This window comes from Micromonospora sp. NPDC005215 (genome assembly GCF_040607915.1).
Taxonomy (GTDB): domain Bacteria; phylum Actinomycetota; class Actinomycetes; order Mycobacteriales; family Micromonosporaceae; genus Micromonospora.
This window is the reverse complement of record NZ_JBEXHQ010000016.1, coordinates 110,342-130,576: the sequence shown is the minus strand read 5'-3', so window position 1 is coordinate 130,576 and position 20,235 is coordinate 110,342. Positions and strand designations below refer to the sequence as shown.

Sequence of the window (20,235 nt, the reverse complement as noted above, 5' to 3'; positions counted from 1 at the left end):
TCCCCCCCTCTACACCACCCCTCTCTCCCACCCCGACCCTGTTCCCACCGGGCTCACCGGGACCGACGCGCTACCGCGCGGCGGGCCGCCCGAGGTCGGGCCGGGCGGGGCCGGGCTCACCGGAACCGACGCGCTACCGCGCGGCGGGCCGCTCGTCGGCCGATCACCGCCGACCGCCGGGAAGCGGCCGTTGTTCGGGCTGGTCGAGGTCGAGCCGGCCGGCGGACGCCAAGGCAGTGGCGGGGGTGTCTCGGGTGCCGGGGTCCCTGGCTCCGGAGCCCGCGGCAGGTGGGCCTCAGGCACCGGGACCCGGCCCGTGGCGCCACCGGAGCCGGATCGTCCGGTACCGTGCGCGGAGCCCCCGTCCGGGCGGTAGTGTGAATCTTCCCTCCCCACGACCCCCTCCTCCCCCAGCGAAAATCGGCTTGGGTGACACTACTTCGGTCCGAAGACTATGCGGCGGCCGGAGTCGGCGGGTGGGCATTCACCTGTCCGGAGGGGCCGCCAGTGGTTCCGTTAGCCAGCGTGGGCAGACGAGGGAGCGTGCAGATGGATTTCGACGTGACGGTTGAGATCCCCAAAGGTCACCGGAACAAGTACGAGGTGGACCACAAGACCGGCCGGATCCGGCTGGACCGCACCCTCTTCACCTCCACCCAGTACCCGGCCGACTACGGGTTCATCGAGGGCACTCTGGGCGAGGACGGCGACCCGCTGGACGCGCTGGTGCTGGTCCCCGAGCCGACCTTCCCGGGCTGCCTGATCCGCTGCCGCACCATCGGCATGTTCCGGATGACCGACGAGAAGGGCGGGGACGACAAGGTCCTCTGCGTGCCCTACGAGGATCCTCGCCAGGAGCACCTGCGCGACATCCACCACCTCGGCGAGTTCGACCGGCTGGAGATCCAGCACTTCTTCGAGGTGTACAAGGACCTGGAGCCCGGCAAGTCGGTGGAGGGCGCGACCTGGGTCGGCCGCACCGAGGCCGAGGCCGAGATCCACAACTCCTACCAGCGGGCCAGGGACGCCGAGGCGCGCGGCGAATCCGCCCACTGACGACCGCTGACGCACCGGGCCCGAGGGTCGCTCAACCGAGCAGCCCTCGGGCTCGGTCGTACAGGTCGAGCACCGCGCAGGCGATCGGCACCACGGCGACCGCCAGGGCCGTGTCGGTGAGGTCCGCGACCCTGCCGAGGTACGGCGAGACCGGCCGGCTGGCGTACCCGGTGCCGCTGGCTGCGGCCACCAGGGCCAGCGCCGCACCGCCCAGGACCAGCACCAACCGCCCGACGTCGTCGGCCCGGCCGACCAGCACCGCGCCCAGCACGGCGTAGCCGGCCAGCCCGGCCAGCACCGTCGGAACCCGGTGCCGCAACGCCACGAACAGCCGCGACCGCAGCAGCAGCACCGCCGAGGTGACCGCCAGCAGCACCCGACCGGCCGTCGCGCCGGCAACCCCGAGTACGACAGCGGCGGCCACCGCCAGCAGGGCGTGCCCGATCAACATCCCGGTGAGCACCTCCTCGGTGCGGGTCACCGCGGCGTGTACGCGGCTCCGGTCCGGCAGATCCCGGGCCCGCTCCGGCCCTTCGGTGGGAGCCGAGGTCGGCAGGGTGATCGGCGGCAGGGGCAGCTTGCCCAGCCGGATGGCCAGCAGCGGGATCACGCCGACGGCGAAGACCAGTGCGCTGAGCAGCACCGCCGCCGTGCCGGCCGGGGTCAGCAGCAGCCCACCGAGCGCCGCACCGACGCCGATCAGGCCGACCGTGACACCGGCCACGAAGACCCGTAGTCGGCTGGCCACCCCGAGCAGGCCGATCAGTGCCACCAGCGACAGCGCCACCGAGCCGGCCAGCAGTTCGGGTGCGCCCACCCAGCGGACCGGCCCGAACGGCCCGACCGGGTCGCCGGAGCCGACCGCGAGGGCGCCGGCGGTGAACGCGTACGGCAGCGCGTAGCCACCCAGTGTCGCCCCGGCGGTGCCGTCACCGTTGGCGCGGGAGGCCACCGTGCCGGCCACGGTGAGCAGCAGCGCCACCACGGCGGCCGCCAGCCAGCCAGCCCGGTACGTCGGGCCGCCGACGAGCAGGGCGAGCAGCCCGACGGTGAGCGGCACGGCCGCACCGGCCAGACCGGCGGCCCGGGTGGCGGTGGGCGACCAGGCGCCGCCGCGGCGGCGGGCACCGTCGGCGATCGCCTCGACCACGTCGTCGTACTCCAGCTCGGGCCAGTGCGCGCGGGCCGGCACGAGGTGCAGCACCTCACCGTCGCGGACCCCCTGTGGCAGCAGCGCCTGAGCGGTCGTCAGCAGCGCGCCGTCGGTGCGGCGCAGAACCCAGCCGCCGTGCTGCTCGCCGTCGTCGGCCAGCCCGACGCCGGCGTGTCGGAGCACGTCGGGCAGCAGCTCGGCCAGGGGCACCTGCTCCGGCAGGGCGACGTCCACCCGTCGTCGCGGCGCGCTGATCGTGACGCGGGCCAGACCGGTAGTCATCGACTGGTCTCCATATCGAGGGGATCGGAGGCTGCGCGGACGACAGGACTTTACCTACTATGAGTCCGGCTCGGGTTACCCAGCGCTGTCAGGAGGCCGAGTGTCGACAGTGGTCATCAAGCGCCCGCCGCGTCGACCGGCGCCGGAGATCCCCGCCGGCGAACTGCCGGTCGAGGCGCCCCCGGAGATCCCGGTGGTGGCCGGCGGGCGGTGGCAGCAGATGCTCATGCTGCTGCCCATGCTCGGTGGCACCGTGGCGATGGCGATGATGTTCGGCCGGGGCGGTGGCGCCTACTCGTACGTGGTGGGTGGGATGTTCGGGCTCTCCTCGTTGGCGATGCTTGTGACCTCCTGGGGCAGTGCCTCGGGCACGCCGAAGAAGTCCGAGATGATGGCCGCCCGCAGGGAGTACCTGCGCCACCTGGCCACGCTGCGGCGGCGGGTCCGCCGGACCGCGGGACAGCAGCGGGCCGGGCTCTACTACCGGCACCCGGACCCGGGCGGGCTGTGGTCGACGGTGGACAGTCACCGGGTCTGGGAACGACGCCCCGCCGACCCGGACTTCGCGGTGGTGCGGGTCGCCGTCGGTCCACAGACCCTGGCCACCCCGCTCGTCCCACCGGTCACCCGGCCGCTGGAGGAGCTGGAGCCGATGACCGCGGGCGCGCTGCGCCGCTTTCTGGACGCGTACTCCGTGGTGCCGGACCTGCCGGTGGCACTGTCGCTGCGCAGCTTCGCCCGGGTGCACGTCCGGCCCGCCGGCCCGACCCGGGGCGGCACCCCGGCCCCCGGTGGGTCGCCGACCGGCGACCCCGCGGCGCAGGCGCTGGTCCGGGCGGTGCTGACCCAACTCGCGGTCTTCCACGCCCCCGACGAGCTGCTCGTCGCGGTCTGCGCCGGGCCCGAACGCAGGACCTGCTGGGAGTGGGTGAAGTGGCTCCCGCACGCCCACCATCCCGGCCGCACCGACGCGCTCGGCCCGGTACGGCTGGTCACCAGCTCCGCCGCCGACCTGGAACGGCTGCTCGCCGACGTGCTGGCCAGCCGGTCGCGGTTCAGCCCGGCCGGCCCGGCCACCGACGGCCCGCACGTGGTGGTGGTCCTCGATGGCGGCGACCTGACCGGTGCCAGTGACCTGACCGGTGACGGCGGCATCGACGCGGTCACCGTGCTGGACCTGGACACCCCGCCGCCCCGGCTGCTCGACCGGTACGCCCTGCTGCTGGAGTTGCACGGCCGACGGCTGCACTCGTGGTCGTCCGACGGGCACGCCGAGGTGGGCACCGCCGACCAGCTCGACCTCGCCGACGCCGAGGCGGTGGCCCGACGGTTGGCGCCGCTGCGGCTCGCCGGCGCGGCCCGCGGGCCGGACGCCCCACTCCAGGCCGACCTGGGCCTTCCCGAGCTGCTCGGGCTCGGCGACCCGGAAAGCTTCACGGCTGAGCAGGGCTGGTTGCCGCGCTCGGCGCGCGAGCGGCTGCGGGTGCCGATCGGGGTCGGCGTGGACGGCGGTGCCATCGAGCTGGACCTGAAGGAGTCCGCCCAGGACGGGATGGGCCCGCACGGTCTGCTGATCGGAGCGACCGGCTCCGGCAAGTCCGAGCTGCTCCGCACGCTGGTCCTGGGGCTCGCCGCCACGCACAGCTCCGAGCAGCTCAACTTCGTGCTCGTCGACTTCAAAGGCGGCGCCACCTTCGCCTCGTTCGACCGGCTGCCGCACACCGCCGCAGTGATCACGAACCTGGCCGACGCGTTGCCCCTTGTCGACCGGATGGTCGATGCGATCAACGGGGAGCTCGTCCGCCGCCAGGAGCTGCTGCGCCGCGCCGGCAACTTCGCCAGCGTGCGCGACTACGAGCGGGCCCGGCTGGCCGGCAGCCCACTGGCCCCGCTGCCGTCGCTGCTGTTGATCTGCGACGAGTTCTCCGAGCTGCTCTCCGCCAAGCCCGACTTCATCGACCTGTTCGTGCAGATCGGCCGGCTGGGTCGGTCGCTCGGCGTGCACCTGCTGCTCGCCAGCCAGCGACTGGAGGAGGGGCGGCTCCGCGGGCTGGACACCCATCTCTCCTACCGGATCGGGTTGCGCACCTTCTCCGCGCTGGAATCCCGCACCGTGCTCGGGGTGGCCGACGCCCACGAGCTACCCCGCTCGCCGGGTCACGGCTACCTGCGCGCCGGCACCGACCCCCTGGCCCGGTTCAAGGCCGCGTACGTCTCCGGCGCCGTCCGGCGTCGGCCGGTGCCGTCCGGCGCCCCCGCCGAGGGGGGCGCCCGGCTGCTCACCTTCACCACGCACGTCGTGCCGGTGCCCGAGCCGGCAACCCCGGCCGTGCCCGCCGTGGCGGAGGAAGAGGGCCGGGAGACACTGCTCGACCTGCTGGTGGACCGGCTCGTCGGGCAGGGCCCGCCGGCGCACCAGGTCTGGCTCCCGCCGCTCGGTCCGCCACCGGCAGTGGACGAGCTGCTCGGCCCGGTCGAGGTGGACCCGAGGCGCGGGCTCAGCGTGGGCAACCCGGAGCTGCACGGCGCGCTCGGAGTGCCACTGGCCGTCGTGGACAAGCCGTTGGAGCAGCGCCGAGACCTGCTCTGGCTGACGCTGGACGGGGCCGCCGGGCACGTCGCGGTGGTCGGTGCGCCGCAGAGCGGCAAGTCCACAGCGCTACGCACGCTGATCTGCGCGTTGGCGCTCACCCACACCCCGGTCGAGGTGCAGGTCTACTGTCTCGACTTCGGTGGCGGCGGGCTGGCCGCGCTGCGCGACCTTCCGCACGTGGGCGGGGTGACCGGTCGGGCCGACCCGACCGCCGTCCGGCGCACCGTCGGCGAGATGAGCACCCTGCTGGCCGATCGGGAACGCCGCTTCGCGGAGCTGGGCGTGGAGTCGATGGCCGGTTACCGGCAGCGGCGGAGCGCGGCGGGTACGAGCGGCCAGCCGGGCGCTGACCCGTTCGGTGACGTGTTCCTGGTGATCGACGGTTGGAGTACGGTCCGGGGCGAGTACGACGACCTGGAACCGCTGGTCACCGACCTGGCCACCCGGGGCCTGTCGTACGGGCTGCACGTGGTCGCCACCGCGCTGCGCTGGCTGGACTTCCGGCCGGCGATCCGGGACCTGTTCGGCTCCCGGCTGGAGTTGCGCCTCGGTGACCCGTCCGACTCGCTGGTGGCCCGCCGTGCCGCCGCCAACGTGCCGGAGCGCGCCGGTCGGGGCGTGACAGCGGAGGGCCTGCACTTCCTCACCGCGCTGCCCCAACTCGCCAGCAACGGGGACACCGCCGATCTGGTCAAACGGGTCGCCGGCAGTTGGGGTGGCCCGCCGGCGCCCCGGGTGCGGCTGCTCCCGCCGGTGCTGCCGTACGCCGATCTGGACCTCGCCGCGGCGACCGGGTTGCGGCTGCCGATCGGGATCGCGGAGGCGGACCTGCGCCCGGTGCTGCTCGACTTCGCCACCGAGCCACACTTCGTGGTCTTCGGGGACTCGGAGTGCGGCAAGTCGTCGTTCCTGCGCGCGCTGGCCACGTCGATCATCACCCGGTTCACCCCCGAGCAGGCCCGGGTGATCCTTGTCGACTACCGGCGCAGCCTGCTCGGCGCCATCGAGACGCCGCACCTGATCGGGTACGGCACCGCCGCGGCGCACACCGCCGACCTGGTCGAGTCGGCCGCCGGTTACCTGGAGCGGCGGGCCCCCGGGCCGGAGGTCACCCCGCAACAACTGCGGGACCGATCCTGGTGGTCCGGGCCGGAGCTGTTCGTGCTTGTCGACGACTACGACCTGGTGGCGGCCGGGCCGGCCAACCCGCTGCGGGCGCTGGAGGAGCACCTGCCGCACGCCCGGGACGTCGGATTGCACCTGGTGCTGGCGCGCCGGTCCGGTGGCGCGGGCCGGGCCCAGTTCGAGTCGATCGTGCAGCGGCTGCGGGAGCTGTCCACCGCCGGTCTGGTGATGGCGGGCAGCCCGGAGGAGGGTGCGCTCGTCGGGCCGGTGCGGCCGGGACCGCTGCCGCCGGGGCGTGGTCGGTTGGTCACCCGGCGGGAGGGCGTACGCCTCGTTCAGCTCGCCCAACTGCCGCCACAGTGACCTGACTCGCCGGTTCTTCCCGTGACGGGTGGGGAAACCGGTAATCTCCGATCGTCATGGTTCCGTCGGGATGAATGGCTGGGGATGTGACAGGGGTGCGGCACAGCGGTCCGTCGGCGGCCCGACGGGCGACCGTCCGGGCGCTGCTCGGTGTGGCCGCAGCGCTCGCCGTCGTCGCGCCGACCGCGGCGGCCGTGCCCGTCGCCGCGCCCAGCCGTGGCGGGCAACTGGCCGGCGGACCGACGATGTTCGCCCCCGGCGACACCGTCGCTCGCACTGATCAGGTCCGCGACGAGCAGTGGCAGCTCGACGAGTTGCAGGCCGAGACGGCCTGGCGCAGTTCGACCGGCCGGGGCGTGACCGTCGCGGTGGTGGACTCCGGAGTCGACGGGAGCCATCCGGACCTGGTCGGCCAGGTGCTGCCCGGTCAGGACCTGGTCGGCCCCGGCGGGGGCGCGGGCCCGGATCCGGTGGGGCACGGCACGACGGTCGCCGGCCTGATCGCCGGACGCAAGGACGACAAGCGGGGCGTCGTCGGCCTCGCGCCGGACGCGCGGATCCTGCCGGTCCGGGTGCTCGACGAGGACAACCGCTACGACGACGCGCTGATCGTGGCCCAGGGGGTCCGCTGGGCGGTCGACCACGGCGCCCGCGTGATCAACCTGTCGTTGGGCGGCAGCGGCGACAGCCCCGCCCTGGCGGCGGCCTTGGACTACGCGTTCGTCCGGGACGTGGTCGTGGTCGCCTGCACCGGCAACCTGGCCACCTCCAGCAGCGCGAAGGTGTGGTATCCGGCCCGTGAGCCGGGGGTGATCGCGGTCGCCGGCCTGGAGCGCAACAGCGAAGACCTGTGGTCCGGGTCGATCACCGGCCGGGCGACGGTGCTCAGCGCTCCCGCCACCGGGCTGGTCGGCGCCAAATCCCCGAACGGGTACTGGCGGGTGCAGGGCACCAGCTTCGCCGCGCCACTGGTGGCGGCCACCGCCGCGCTGGTCCGGTCCCGTTATCCACAGATGTCCGCTGGAGAGGTGGTCAACCGCCTGCTGGTCACCGCCCGGGACATCGGTCCGACCGGGCGGGACGACCGCTTCGGGTACGGGATGGTGGACCCGGTGGCCGCGTTGACCGCCCAGGTGCCACCGGTGACCGCCAACCCGCTTGACGATCAGACGTCGCCGGGGGTGACCGGTTTCGGCCCGGCGCCCGGCTCGTCGGACGACTCGGTGGCCGGCGCCGGCGGCGATCCGCTCGGTCTCGCCGCTCCCCATCAGCAGAGCCGGTGGACGGCCCGGGCGGCAGGTGGCCAGGACACCTCGGCGCCGGAACAACTGTGGACCGGGTTCATGCTTCTCGTCGCCCTGGCCGGCGGTGCCACCCTGTTGGTGCGCCGACTCCGCCAGCGGTCCCGATGATCGAGGTCCACCGTCAGGCCTGACCGGCCGAATGGTCGGGTAGAACCGTTCGCATGAGCGCGCCCAGCCCACGTACCCTCGGCACCACCCGGCACCCGTCCTGGCGGCACCGCCGACTCGACCCGGACCACTCACTGGGGCTGCGGCTGACCCTGGCCGCGACGGCGGCGTTCCTGGTGCTTGTGCCTTTCGCGCTGCTCGCGTTGCTGGTGCTCGGGGCCTGGGCACCGCTGCACCGGCTGGACACGGCGGTCACCGAGGCGCTGCACGGTTACGCCGTCCACCACCCGGCCTGGGTGGTGCTGATGCGGATCTGGAGCGAGGTGTTCGCGCCGATGCCGCTGCGGGCCGTCACAGTGCTCGTGGTGATCTGGCTGCTGCGCCGGGGAGCCCGCCGGCTGGCCCTCTGGGCGATCACCACCATGGTGGTGGGTGGACTGTTCGGCCCGCTGCTGAAGCTGCTCGTCGGCCGGGACCGGCCGGAGTTGCTGGACCCGGTGGCGCGGGCCGCCGGCTATTCGTTCCCCTCCGGTCACGCGCTGAACGCCACACTGACCGCCGGGGTGCTGCTGCTGGTGTTTCTGCCCTACGTTGGCCGGGGAGTGGCGCGGGTCGCGCTCTGGGTCGCCGCGCTGCTGCTCACCGTGGTGACCGGGTTGAGCCGGGTGGCGCTCGGCGTGCACTTCACAAGCGATGTGCTGGGCGGCTGGCTGCTCGCGGTGGCGGTGGTCGCGGCGACCACCGCCGCGTTCACCAGTTGGCGTGCAAACAACGGCCTTCCGCCGGTCCAGCCGGCCCGCGACGGTGTCGCTCCCGAGGTCGAGCGGCGGCCCGGAGCGGCCTGAGGCGTGCCGACGATGTCGACAGGGTATTGGGCGGTCCATGTCCGAAACCGCGCTTCAGATCATCCGGCGGGTGCTGCTGCCGGTGTCCCTCCTACTCGGCGTCATGGTGCTGCTCGGGGTGCTTGTCACCCGGGTCTTCGCGCGGACCTGGCCGTTCACCGTCGAGGACGCGGTGAACCGGGAACTCGCCGGCGACCGCACCGGCGGCTGGAACGACGTCTCGCTGGTGTTCAGCACGCTGGCCAGCACCCAGATGATCGTCGTGGTCACCGTGCTGGTGGCGTTGGCCCTGCGACTCTGGCTGAAGCGCTGGCGGGAACCGCTGTTCCTGTGCGCGGCGGTGATCGCCCAGGCGCTGGTGTTCCTGCTGACCACGCTGGCGATCGATCGGCAGCGCCCGGCGGTGGAGCACATGGACGTCTCGCCGCCCACGTCGAGCTTCCCGTCCGGGCACACCTCGGCGGCTGTGGCGCTCTACGTCGGCATCGCCGTGCTGATGGCACTGCGGGTACGCAGCACCGGGGCGAAGGTCGCCTGGTGGACGCTGCTGCTGATGGTGCCGCTGGGGGTGGCGTTGACCCGGATGTATCGGGGGATGCACCACCCGAGCGACGTGTTGGCGTCCTTCCTCAACGGCGGCACCTGCGTCGCGATCATGGCTCGGGCGGTGCTGGACCGCGGGCTGCGGTGGGGGCGGGCGAAGCTGCCGAGCGCGCGACGACCCGCGCCGGCCCCCAGCTGACCCCGCGCGGCGTTCAGGTGCACTCGCCGGTGCCGACCTGCCTGTTACGTTCGGCACCGGCCAGCGCCACCGGGCGGGCCTCGGCCGCGGTCACCGCGAAGCCGGTGTTCGGGTCGTCGGCGGCCGCCGCGAAGATCACGCCGAGCACCAGGCCGTTGGCGGAGAGCAGCGGGCCGCCGGAGTTGCCGCTGCGGACCAGCGCCCGGATCGTGTAGATCTCCCGGGTGACGTCGCCGTCGGAGTAGATGTCCGGTCCTTTGATCCGGTCGACGTCGCGGATCCGCGCCGACTGCGCGTTGTAGGGGCCGTCGAGCGGGAAGCCGAGCACGACCGCGTCGGAGCCGCTGCCCGCGTTGCCGGCGGTGAACCGCAGGGACGGACCGGGCAACCCGGGCACGAGTAGCACGGCCAGGTCCCGGTCCGGGTCGTAGACCACCACCTTGCCGTCGTACCGCTCGCCGCCCAGCTCCACGGCGACCGAGCGGGTCCCGGCGACGACGTGCGCGTTTGTCATCACCCGGTCGTCGGCGTACACGAACCCGGAACCCTCGATCCGGCGTGCGCAGCTGGGTGCGGAGCCGAGCACCTTGACGACCGACCGCTGACCGTTGACCACCACCTGCGAGCCGGCCAGTGCCGGGTCGGGCGGCTCAACCTGCCGGACCCGGGTGGGCGCGAGGCCGCCGAAGGGGTCCCGGAACCCGTCGGTGCCGAGGGTGTCCTGCAACGCCGTGGTGAAATCCTGCGCCTTGTTCGGCAGGACCCGGTTCACCACCGTGATCAGCGCGCTGTTGCGCACCGCGGCGGCGATCCAGGGCACCTCAGACGAGCCGACCGGCACGGCGATCAGCCAGGCGAACAGGAGCACCGCGAGCAGCGAGACGGCGGCTCCGCCGATGTCGTCGGCCCGCCTGCCCACCTCACTGGTGATCGTCTTACGCAGGCGTGAGCCGAGCCAGCCGACGAGCGCCTGCCCGATCACCGCCAGCCCGAAGATCGCCACCAGCGAGATCAGCACCCGGGCGACGGGATCCACGAACTGCCTGGCGAACAGCGGCCCGAGCTGGAGGCCCAGCAGTAGGCCCAGGAAGAACCCGGCGAGCGACAGGACGCCGATGGCGAAGCCCTGGCGGTATCCGCTGATCGCGAACAGAAGCATGAGCAGGAGCAGCACCAGATCCACGACGGACACGGGTCAAGCGTACGGGCAGTGTGCCCGCCAGATGACCATCGCTTGCGGAAAGTGAACGTGCGGTCAGCGCAGGGCACTCTCGTCGGCGTCGTCGGTGCCCGCCGACGGGGCTGGGGTCGCTCCGCTCGGCGGCAGCTCCACCACCCGACCGTGCGGCCACGGACGGGCCCAGCCGCCCATCTCCAGGAGGGTGGCCAGCACCCCGGCGGTGAAGCCCCAGACGAGCATCCCGCGTGCCGAGAACGCCGGGCCGATCCAGCCGCTCGGGTGGCGCACCCGCAGCCGGTTGGCCGGGTCGACCAGCTCGCTCACCGGCAGGCGGGCCACGTGCGCCACCTCGGCCGGCTCCCGGGGGTGCACCGGGTGGGGGTCGTGCCACCAGGCCAGCACCGGTGTGACAACGAAGTCGCTGACCGGGATCCACAGTTTCGGCAGCTCGGCCAGCACTGTCACGCTTGTCGGGTCGAGGCCGACCTCCTCGTTCGCCTCGCGCAGCGCGGTGGCCCGGACGTCGGCGTCCTCCGGGTCGGCCGCACCCCCGGGAAAGGCCGGCTGGCCGGCGTGGGTACGCAGGGTGGCGGCGCGTTGCAGGACCAGCACGTCGGGGCCGACGCCGGGCTGCTCGCCGAGCAGCACCAGCACGGCGCTCTCCCGACCGCCCTCGGCCGGAGTGGTCAGCCGGGTGAAGTCCTCGGCGCGGGCGGTGCCGAGCCGGGTCAGCAGCGGCTCGATCCATTCGGGGGGTCGACGGGTCACGCGGGCACCGTCAGGCCGAGGTGCTTGCGGACCAGCTCGGCGAGTTGGGCATCGTCGAGCGCACCGCTGGCGTCGACGTGCCGGACCCGACCGTCGTCGTCGACGAAGATGGTCATGGGGAAGAAATTGCGCTTCAGCTCGCGTTGCAGGGCCTCACCCTGGTCGACCAGGATCGGGAACCGGATGCCGAAGTCCTCACCGATGGACTGGGCCGCACTGCGGCTGTCCCGGCTGTTGACTCCGAGCACCTGGAGCTGACCGGCGGTCCGCTCGCTGAGGCGTTGGAAGGCGGGCAGCTCCTTCTGGCACGGCGGGCACCAGGAGGCCCACACGTTGATCACCACCGGCCCGGCCACGTCCCGAAGGGCGACGGGCGCGCCGCCGGTGAAGCAGGCGAGCGTCAACTCCGGCAGCGCCTGACCGCCAGCGGCGGGGGCCGTCGTGGCGGCGCCGGTGGCGGGAGCCGTCGCGCCGGACGACCCGGGGGCCGGCGTGGCGGCACCAGGCGACGCAGCGGTGGGCGATGTGCTCAGCGTGGAGCAGTCCCGGAACGGCGATGGTCGCTCAGCTGCGGCCGGACGGGGGGTCGGGTCGCCGTCGGCAGCGCCGCTGGTGCAGCCGGCGAGGGTCAGCAGCAGCGGCAGGATCACCGGTGCGAGGCGGCGGTTCACGGCACCTCCGCGGCGACCGCCTGCGCGGGCACCAACTCCGGATCGACGCCGGCGGCCACCGCGAGGTCGCGCGCCCGAGGGCCCTTGAGCAGCTTCGCGGCGGCTGTCGGCTCGATCGGGCCGATGCCGTACGAGGGGCAGAGCTTCGCGAGCGTGCACGCGCCGCAGGCGGGCTTGCGGGCGTGGCAGACCCGTCGCCCGTGGAAGATGATCCGGTGCGACAGCATGGTCCAGTCGCGCTTCGGGTACAGCGCGCCGATCGCGTGCTCGATCTTGACCGGGTCGGTCTCGCTGGTCAGCTGCCAGCGGTGCACAAGCCGTTGGAAGTGCGTGTCGACGGTGATGCCGGGTACGTCGAAGGCGTTGCCGAGGATCACGTTGGCGGTCTTACGGCCGATCCCGGGCAGCGTCACCAGGTCGGCGAGCCGGCCGGGGACGCTGCCGTCGTACCGGTCGAGAAGAGCCTGGCCGAGCTTGATCAACGAGTCGGTCTTGTTTCGGTAGAAGCCGGTCGGCCGGATCAGCTCCTCCATCTCGCCACGGTCGGCCCCGGCGTACGCGGCGGCGTCCGGGTAGCGGGCGAAGAGCTTCGGGGTGACCTCGTTGACCTTCTTGTCCGTGCACTGCGCGGAGAGGATCGTGGCGACGGACAACTCCAGGGCGCTGGAGTGGTCGAGTTCGCAGTGCGCGTCGGGATGCGTCTCGGCCAGCACCCGGCCGATCTTGCGGGCACGGCGTTTGCGCCCGAGGTCGGTCTCGCTGGCACCGGGGGGACTACTTGTCACGACGGTCAGCCTACGTCGCGCCCCGGACGTTCCTCCTCGGGTCAGCCGCCCGCTGGCGGGGAGATCTTGCCCGGCCCGTCGAACCGGGCGCCACTCTTCGGGAAGTCGCTCCGGCTCAGGTCGCCGATCAGGCCCAGGCCCCGGTCGTTCGGGTCCATCGTCGGCTTACCGGCGTCGTTCATGTACGTCGAGGTGAACGAGCCACCGGCCCAACTGCCGTCCGGCTTCAGCGACACCTTCAGCACCCCGCCCCAGCCGAGGCGGCCCTCGTTCTTCAGCGAGTTGCCCCCGCCGGCGAAGTTGCCCAGGCTGTACGCGATCAGCCGGCCCTGGTAGAACTCCATGCCGCGCAGCACGTGCGGCCCGTGCCCGACGATCAGATCGGCACCCGCGTCGATCATGGCGTGCGAGAACTTGACCGGGTCGCCCCGATTCTCGCCCAGGAACATCTCGGTGCCCGGCTTGACCCGGGTCTGAGCGGCACCCTCGGCGCCCATGTGCACCTGCACCACGACCAGGTCGGCCATGGTGGCGGCCTTGGCGACCACGGTCTTCGCCTTGGCGATGTCGATCAGGCTGTTGGACCAGACGTACGACGAGAAGCCGGCGACCGCGACCTTGACGCCCTTGACGTCGACCACGGTGATCTGGTCCGGCGCACCGGTGTGCTCCAGGTCGTACTTCTCCAGCGCCTGCTGGGTGTTCTCGTAGCCCTTCGGCCCGTAGTCGTAGCCATGGTTGTTGGCCTGGTTGAGCACGTCGAAGCCGGCGTCGCGCAGGTGTGCGGCGTACTCCGGTGGGGCCCGGAACTGGTAGCAGCGGGTGGAGTTGGCGCCGCACTTGCCGGTGCCGGTGTCCACGGTCAGCGGCTCTTCCAGATTGCCCATCACCAGGTCGGCCTTGAGCGCTTCGGTGACCGAGGTGAAGAACCCCTTGCCGCCAGCGGCGGGCAGCCGGCTCGGCGCGTTGCCCATGATGATGTCGCCGGTGGCGGAGAGCGAGATCGCGCCGCCCGCAGCGGAGGCTGCCGGCCCGGTGGCCTCCGGGCCAGCCGTGCTCACCGGCGCTCCGGTGCCGCCGCCGCCGGCGCCGGGCTGCCAGACGGGGGCCTCGCCGCCGGGGTCGCCGCAGCCGGCGACGAGCAGGGTGGCCAGCAGCGCGGCGAGGCCGAGGGCGACGCGGCGACGCGGGCGGGACGCGAGAGGGGCGGGAGAATACATCGCTCGCGACCCTACCGGGCCGTAAACGCGCCGACGACAGCCGATCGGTTGGAAGTTCAGCCGGGAAGCTGCTCTGACCAGGGCACGACTGCCCGAGCACCCCCGGCGAGCACCGCGGCGTGCACCGCTCGGGCGAGCGGGGCGCCCCAGGTGGAGCGCGGCCCCCCGTACGCGGCCTCCGGCCCGTCCACCGGGCAGAGCACGGTGACCGCGTCGGTAGGGGTGCCGGTCCCCGGCAATCCCAGGTCGGTGATCGCCTGGGTCTTTGCCTCGGTCGCCGTGGCCACCGCGTTGACAAGTGCCGAGTCGGCGAGTCGGGCCGGCACGTACACCACGATGTTGACGGTGCCGACCCGCTGGACGAGCCCGGCCGGAGCCGGCGCGGCTGCGAGCAGCGGCGTGCCGAGTCCGACAGTCGCCCAGGCCCGCACCCCGGTGTCGGTCCGCGCCACCACCTCGGCCACGTCGACGCCGGTCAGCAGACCAACGCCGGGTCCGTCGAGGGCGAGGTCGGCGGCGAGCGCGGCCAGGTGGGCGGCGGGGTCGTCCCGGTCGTACGACATCGGCACTGTCGCGTTCAGCACCCAGCGTCGGACGCCGATTCCACCGCCCAGTGGGCCGCTGCTGACTGCTCGCAGGGGTCCGTCGGCGTGCCAGACGAGCAGCGGAATATCCCACCCGTCCTCGGGGCGACTGGTCAGAGTTGGCTCGCTCAGCACGTCGGGCAGGTTACGCCCAACGATCAAGATTCCAGGGCCGACCTCAGATTCAAGCTCATGTGCGCCTAGACTTGGCGGCGCGCGAGGGGATCAGCGGACGGCGGACCCGGCCGACGGACGGCACGCGTAAGCGGAGGTGCGCGATGGACGAGGTACTGGCCCGCAGCGGGATCTTCCAGGGTGTCGACCCGGAAGCTGCCGAGGCGCTTGCCAAGGAGATGGAGACGATCGAGGTCCGCAAGGGCGAGATCGTCTTCAATGAGGGCGAGCCCGGTGACAGTCTCTATATCCTGCTGTCCGGGAAGATCAAGGTTGGTCGCCGCGCGGCGGACGGCCGGCAGAACCTGATCGCGGTGATGGGGCCGTCGGACATGGTCGGTGAGCTGTCGCTCTTCGACCCTGGTCCGCGTACGGCGACCGCCACCGCGGTAACGGACACCCGGCTCGTACGACTGCGTAAGCAGGCGCTGCGGCCCTGGCTGGCCAACCGCCCGGAGATCGCCGAGCAGCTGCTTCGGGTGCTCGCCCGACGACTGCGACGGACGAACGACTCGCTCGCCGACCTGATCTTCACGGACGTGCCGGGTCGGGTCGCGAAGAACCTGCTCCAGATGGCTGGCCGATTCGGCACCCGCGACGGTGGCGTCCTGCGGGTGACGCACGACCTCACCCAGGAGGAGATCGCCCAGCTCGTCGGCGCCTCCCGGGAAACGGTGAACAAGGCGCTGGCTGACTTCGCCTCGCGCGGCTGGCTGCGGCTGGACGGCAAGAGCATCATCATCCTGGACCCGGAGCGCCTGGCTCGTCGCGCCCGCGTCTGACTGCGGCAGCACCCCGTCCCCGCCTTCCGTCACCGACGGCAGGCGGGGACGTTCGTGTCTGCCTGGCGCAGATTTCCTGGACCCGGCGCAGCGCCAGCGGTGAGGGTGGGGCCATGGTGAACCGGGTTGCTGTGCTGTCTGACATCCATGGCGTACTGCCCGCGCTGGAGGCCGTGCTGGCCGAACCGGACGTCTCCACCGCTGATCTGATCGTGCTGACCGGCGACATCGCGGCCGGTCCGCAACCGGTCGAGGTGCTGGACGTGCTCGCCGGCCTGGCGGATCGGGTGTGCTGGGTCGGCGGCAACGCCGACCGGGAGCTGGTCGAGGCGCGGGCCGGAAAGCCCGCGTCGATCGAGGTGTCGAACTGGGCCGCCGGGCAGCTCCGCGACGACCAGGTGGCTCGTCTCGCGGCGCTTCCGGCGACGGCGACGTTCGAGATCGACGGCCTCGGGCCCACGCTGTTCTGTCACGCCACTCCGCGCGACGACGAGGAGGTCGTGCTCGTCGACTCCCGGATGGAGCGTTGGGCGGAGGTGTTCGCCGACCTGCCGGCCGAGATCTCGACGGTGGTCTGCGGGCACACCCACATGCCCTTCACCCGGCTGGTCGACCGACGCCTGGTGATCAATCCGGGCAGCATCGGCATGCCGTACGGCGGTGCGGGCGCGTGGTGGGCGCTGCTCGGGCCGGGCGTCCACCTGCGCCGCACGGTCTTCGACGTGGACGCGGCGTGTTCCCGGGTGTCGGCGGAGTCGACCTTTCCCGACACCGCCGCCTGGGCCGACGAGTACCTGCGCTCCGCGCACAGCGACGCCACCGCGCTGGCCGTCTTCGGCCCCCGCGACGGCCGCTGAGGCGGCAGGTATCGACCCGTCCTCGCCACCGGGCCCAGCTCGGCTCAGCGGGGCTGCGGGTCGGGGCCGAAGCGAACGGTCGGGCTCAGGGAAGGGTCATGCTTGCTGCCTGTAGAGCTGCCCCAGATCTGGGGCTATCCTGGTCCGGCTACCGTCGGATCCCCCAGCGGCCCGACACCGTCGCTGTGTCATCCACCATCGCGGCCGAAAGCGGCGCTCGACTTGACCGCCTGCGGTTCGTGCCACCTGCGGCGGGGCCTGTGTCCAGCCACCCGGTCCGGCCCCGGTGATGTCGGCGTTCGTCGACGCGCACGCCGGCGACACCGGGGTTGCCGTCCAGCACGCCGGTCCCATTACCTCGGTCCGACGCCCGGGCGCTGCCACGTGCGTCGGCCGGACAGGCCAGTCCCGCCTGCCCCACTGGCGGGGCAGCTCTACAGCAACTGCTTGGCACCAGCGCCGGTCAATCCCGTCCCCACCGCGAGCCGTAAAAAGTCAGTCTTGACTGTTTGTTTCGGAGGCCGCAGGCTGTTCCCGTGTCCACCGCATCGACGCGCGTCCCTCAGCAGGAGCGCAGCCGCGCCACGCAGGCCCGGCTGCTGGAGGCGACCGTCGACTGCCTGATCGAGCACGGTTGGTCGGGCACCACGACCACCGTCGTCGCCGCGCGGGCCGGTGTCTCGCGCGGTGCCCAACTGCACCACTACCCGACGAAGGCGGCACTGGTTACGGCCGCCGTGGCCCATCTCGCCGAGCGGCGGGCCGTCGAGTTACGCACCGAGGCCGAGGCGTTGCCGGCCGGCCCGCAGCGGCTGGACCGGGTGATCGACCTGCTCGGCGTTGCGTTCACCGGGCCGCTGTTCGTGGCCGCTCTCGAACTCTGGGTCGCCGCCCGTACCGATCGGGAACTCCGCGACGCCCTGGTGCCGCTGGAGGCGACGGTCGGTCGGGAGATGCACCGCCTCACCGTTGCCCTGCTGGGCGTCGACGAGCGTCGACCCGGCGTCCGCGAGGCGGTGCAGGCCACCCTCGACCTGCTGCGCGGGCTCGGGGTGGCCAACCTGCTCAGCGACGACTCCGCCCGCCGCGCTGCCCTGCTGACCACCTGGAAGCGCCAACTCGCCACCCTGCTCACCCCCTGACCGCTGGCCGCGCCGGCCAAGACCGACCGGAGGCACCCATGGTCGACAGCACCGACCTGCTCGCGGATCTGGCCGCCGAGTCCGCCCAACTGGACCGCCTGGTGGCGCCGTTACCGGCGGCCGACTGGGCCCTGCCGACCCTCGCGCCCGGCTGGAGCATCGGGCACCAGATCGCCCACCTCGCCTGGACCGACCACGTGTCGCTGCTGGCGGCCACCGATGCCGAGAAGTTCTTCGCGACGGTGACCGCCGCGCCGGACCCGACCCGGATGGCGGACGCCGGCGCCGAGGAGTTCCTCGCCCCGCCGGCGGAGCTGCTCGCCCGCTGGCGGGCGGGCCGGGCGGCGCTCGCCGACGCGCTGGCCGCCGTCCCGGCCGGCGAGAAACTGCAGTGGTTCGGCACCCGGATGTCGGCCGCCTCGATGGCGACCGCCCGGATCATGGAGACCTGGGCGCACGGCGAGGACGTGGCCGACGCGCTCGGCGTCGTCCGTCCCGCCAGTGACCGGCTCCGGCACGTCGCGCACCTCGGTGTGCGTACCCTCGGGCACGGGTTCGCCGCCCACGGCCGGGAGATCCCGACGACGCCGATCCGGGTCGAGCTGGTCGGGCCCGGCGGCGACATCTGGACCTGGGGTCCGGCGGACGCCGCCGACCGGCTGAGCGGGCCCGCCCTGGACTTCTGCCTGCTGGTCACCCAGCGCCGACACCGCGCGGACCTCGCCCTGGTCGCCACCGGGCCGGTCGCCGACCAGTGGCTCGACGTGGCGCAGGCGTTTGCCGGGCCGCCGGGCGACGGTCGGCAGCCGGCCGGCGGGAACGGAACGCCGGCATGATCCGGATCGGCAACGCCTCCGGCTTCTACGGTGACCGGTTCACCGCCTGGCAGGAGATGCTCGACGGCGGAGAGCTGGACGTGCTGACCGGTGACTACCTGGCCGAGCTGACCATGCTGATCCTCGCCCGGGATCGGCTGCGCGACACCGACCTGGGCTACGCGAAGACGTTCCTGCGTCAACTGGAGACGTGCCTCGGCACCGCCCTGGAGCGGGGGGTGCGGATCGTGACCAACGCCGGCGGGTTGAACCCGGCCGGCCTGGCCGCCGCCATCAGCGCACTCGCCGTCCGGCTGGGCCTGCCGGCCCAGGTGGGGTACGTCGAGGGCGACACCATCCGGCGGCCGGACGCGTTGAGCGCGAACGCCTACCTCGGCGCGTTCGGCATCGCAGCCTGCCTCGACGGCGGAGCGGACGTGGTGGTCACCGGCCGGGTCACCGACGCGTCGCTGGTCGTCGGCCCGGCCATCGCCCGGTACGGCTGGGGCCGGGACGACCTCGACGAGCTGGCCGGGGCGACTGTCGCGGGGCACCTCGTCGAGTGCGGCGCACAGGTCACCGGTGGCAACTTCAGCTTCTTCACCGAGCTGCCCGACGGCGGGCACCGGCCCGGGTTCCCGATCGCCGAGGTGCACGCCGATGGCTCGACGGTGCTCACCAAGCATGCGGGCACCGGTGGCGCGGTCACCGTGGAGACGGTCACCGCACAGCTGCTCTACGAGATCGGTGGGCCCGCGTACCTGGGGCCGGACGTGGTGACCCGACTGGACACTGTGACGTTGCGCCAGGACGGGCCGGACCGGGTCCGGGTGTCCGGTGTCCGGGGTACGCCGCCGCCGACCACCCTCAAGGTGGGCGTCAACAACCTCGGTGGCTTCCGCAACTCGATGACCTTCGTCCTCTGCGGACTCGACATCGAGGCGAAGGCCACGCTGGTCCGGGGGCAGATCGAGGAGGCCGTGGGAAAGGACGGGCTGGAGTTCACGCTGGCCCGGACCGACCACGTGGACGCCGCCGACACCGAGGCCGCCAGCGCCCTGCTGCACGTACACCTGCGCGACGGCGACAGGGCGCGAGCCGGGCGGGCCTTCTCGGCCGCCGCGGTGGAGCTGGCGCTGGCCTCGTACCCGGGCTGCACACTGACCACCCTGCCGGGCGACGCGACACCGTACGGCGTCTTCACCGCGGACGCGGTGCCGCAGGACGCGGTGGCGCACGTCGCGGTGCTGCCCGGTGGTGAGCGGGTGCCGATCGCGCCGCCGATCCGCACCGCCCCGGTCCCCATGGACGAGACGGTCCCCGGCGGCGGCGACGCGGCGGGCGGCGGCCCGACGCGGCGTGGGGCGCTCGGCGAGTTGGTCGGCGCACGGTCAGGGGACAAGGGTGGGGACGCCAACCTCGGTGTCTGGGCACGAGCCGAGACCGGGTACGCGTGGCTGCGCGCCTGGTTGACAGTCGAGCGGCTGGCCGTGCTGTTGCCGGAGACCGCGCCGCTGTCGGTGCGGCGCTACGAGCTGCCGAACCTGCGCGCTGTCAACTTCGTGATCGAGGGCCTGCTCGGGGCCGGGGTGGCCGCGTCCACCCGGTTCGACCCGCAGGCCAAGGCGCTCGGTGAGCTGCTGCGCGCCCGGATCGTCGACCTGCCAGCCGAGGTGACGCCATGAC

Annotated in this window: 17 protein-coding genes; 10 read left to right on the top strand and 7 right to left on the bottom strand. The window is 73.0% G+C overall.

Going from position 1 to position 20,235, the window contains the following annotated elements; genetic code table 11:
- Positions 1-549: 549 nt before the first annotated feature.
- Entirely contained in the window at positions 550-1,056 is a 507-nt protein-coding gene (locus ABZU25_RS15170; protein ID WP_272614018.1) for an inorganic diphosphatase, read from the top strand.
- 31 nt (positions 1,057-1,087) lie between these two features.
- Here ABZU25_RS15170 and eccD read toward each other — a convergent pair whose 3' ends face one another.
- On the bottom strand, positions 1,088-2,491 hold the full coding sequence (gene eccD, locus ABZU25_RS15165) for a type VII secretion integral membrane protein EccD (protein ID WP_355029921.1): 1,404 nt from the start codon (positions 2,489-2,491) through the stop codon (positions 1,088-1,090).
- A 100-nt stretch (positions 2,492-2,591) separates the two neighbouring features.
- Here eccD and eccCa point away from each other — a divergent pair, with 100 nt between their 5' ends.
- The 4 genes from eccCa to ABZU25_RS15145 all read left to right on the top strand — a co-directional run bounded on the left by eccCa (position 2,592) and on the right by ABZU25_RS15145 (position 9,571).
- A complete protein-coding gene (gene eccCa / locus ABZU25_RS15160; RefSeq protein WP_355029920.1) occupies positions 2,592-6,572 on the top strand; it encodes a type VII secretion protein EccCa in 3,981 nt (1,326 codons plus the stop codon).
- A gap of 74 nt (positions 6,573-6,646) precedes the next feature.
- Complete coding sequence (gene mycP, locus ABZU25_RS15155) at positions 6,647-7,984, top strand: type VII secretion-associated serine protease mycosin (protein WP_355029919.1); 1,338 nt, start codon at positions 6,647-6,649, stop codon at positions 7,982-7,984.
- A 53-nt stretch (positions 7,985-8,037) separates the two neighbouring features.
- Complete coding sequence (locus ABZU25_RS15150) at positions 8,038-8,829, top strand: phosphatase PAP2 family protein (RefSeq protein ID WP_355029918.1); 792 nt, start codon at positions 8,038-8,040, stop codon at positions 8,827-8,829.
- A gap of 37 nt (positions 8,830-8,866) precedes the next feature.
- Positions 8,867-9,571 carry a phosphatase PAP2 family protein gene (locus ABZU25_RS15145; RefSeq protein ID WP_355029917.1) on the top strand — a complete coding sequence of 235 codons (705 nt, stop codon included), beginning with the start codon at positions 8,867-8,869 and terminating at the stop codon, positions 9,569-9,571.
- 13 nt (positions 9,572-9,584) lie between these two features.
- Here the strand turns inward: ABZU25_RS15145 and ABZU25_RS15140 are convergent, their stop codons facing one another.
- The 6 genes from ABZU25_RS15140 to ABZU25_RS15115 all read right to left on the bottom strand — a co-directional run bounded on the left by ABZU25_RS15140 (position 9,585) and on the right by ABZU25_RS15115 (position 14,914).
- Positions 9,585-10,763: a MarP family serine protease gene (locus ABZU25_RS15140; RefSeq protein ID WP_355029916.1), complete on the bottom strand. Its 1,179-nt coding sequence runs from the start codon at positions 10,761-10,763 to the stop codon at positions 9,585-9,587.
- A gap of 63 nt (positions 10,764-10,826) precedes the next feature.
- Positions 10,827-11,519 (bottom strand): CoA pyrophosphatase, encoded by a 693-nt coding sequence (locus tag ABZU25_RS15135; protein WP_355029915.1) that lies wholly within the window; start codon positions 11,517-11,519, stop codon positions 10,827-10,829.
- Positions 11,516-12,190: a TlpA disulfide reductase family protein gene (locus ABZU25_RS15130; protein ID WP_355029914.1), complete on the bottom strand. Its 675-nt coding sequence runs from the start codon at positions 12,188-12,190 to the stop codon at positions 11,516-11,518. Before ABZU25_RS15130 ends, ABZU25_RS15135 begins: the two co-directional genes overlap by 4 nt.
- Positions 12,187-12,975: an endonuclease III gene (gene nth, locus ABZU25_RS15125; RefSeq protein ID WP_355029913.1), complete on the bottom strand. Its 789-nt coding sequence runs from the start codon at positions 12,973-12,975 to the stop codon at positions 12,187-12,189. The genes ABZU25_RS15130 and nth overlap by 4 nt, the downstream gene beginning before the upstream one ends.
- A 41-nt stretch (positions 12,976-13,016) precedes the next feature.
- Positions 13,017-14,195: a CapA family protein gene (locus tag ABZU25_RS15120; RefSeq protein WP_355029912.1), complete on the bottom strand. Its 1,179-nt coding sequence runs from the start codon at positions 14,193-14,195 to the stop codon at positions 13,017-13,019.
- A gap of 56 nt (positions 14,196-14,251) precedes the next feature.
- Positions 14,252-14,914 carry an adenosylcobinamide amidohydrolase gene (locus tag ABZU25_RS15115; protein WP_355029911.1) on the bottom strand — a complete coding sequence of 221 codons (663 nt, stop codon included), beginning with the start codon at positions 14,912-14,914 and terminating at the stop codon, positions 14,252-14,254.
- 143 nt (positions 14,915-15,057) lie between these two features.
- On the opposite strand from ABZU25_RS15115, the gene ABZU25_RS15110 reads away from it, so the two are divergent.
- The 5 genes from ABZU25_RS15110 (at position 15,058) to ABZU25_RS15090 (ending at position 20,234) form a co-directional block, all read left to right on the top strand.
- On the top strand, positions 15,058-15,735 hold the full coding sequence (locus ABZU25_RS15110) for a Crp/Fnr family transcriptional regulator (RefSeq protein ID WP_110563686.1): 678 nt from the start codon (positions 15,058-15,060) through the stop codon (positions 15,733-15,735).
- Positions 15,736-15,848: 113 nt separating this feature from the next.
- On the top strand, positions 15,849-16,592 hold the full coding sequence (locus ABZU25_RS15105) for a metallophosphoesterase family protein (RefSeq protein ID WP_355029910.1): 744 nt from the start codon (positions 15,849-15,851) through the stop codon (positions 16,590-16,592).
- 536 nt (positions 16,593-17,128) lie between these two features.
- Positions 17,129-17,734 carry a TetR/AcrR family transcriptional regulator gene (locus ABZU25_RS15100; RefSeq protein WP_355029909.1) on the top strand — a complete coding sequence of 202 codons (606 nt, stop codon included), beginning with the start codon at positions 17,129-17,131 and terminating at the stop codon, positions 17,732-17,734.
- Positions 17,735-17,772: 38 nt separating this feature from the next.
- Positions 17,773-18,570, top strand: coding sequence for a TIGR03084 family metal-binding protein (locus tag ABZU25_RS15095; protein ID WP_355029908.1), 798 nt, complete (start codon positions 17,773-17,775; stop codon positions 18,568-18,570).
- Positions 18,567-20,234, top strand: a complete 1,668-nt coding sequence (locus tag ABZU25_RS15090) for an acyclic terpene utilization AtuA family protein (RefSeq protein WP_355029907.1) — start codon at positions 18,567-18,569, stop codon at positions 20,232-20,234. The genes ABZU25_RS15095 and ABZU25_RS15090 overlap by 4 nt, the downstream gene beginning before the upstream one ends.
- The last annotated feature ends 1 nt before the right edge of the window (position 20,235 follow it).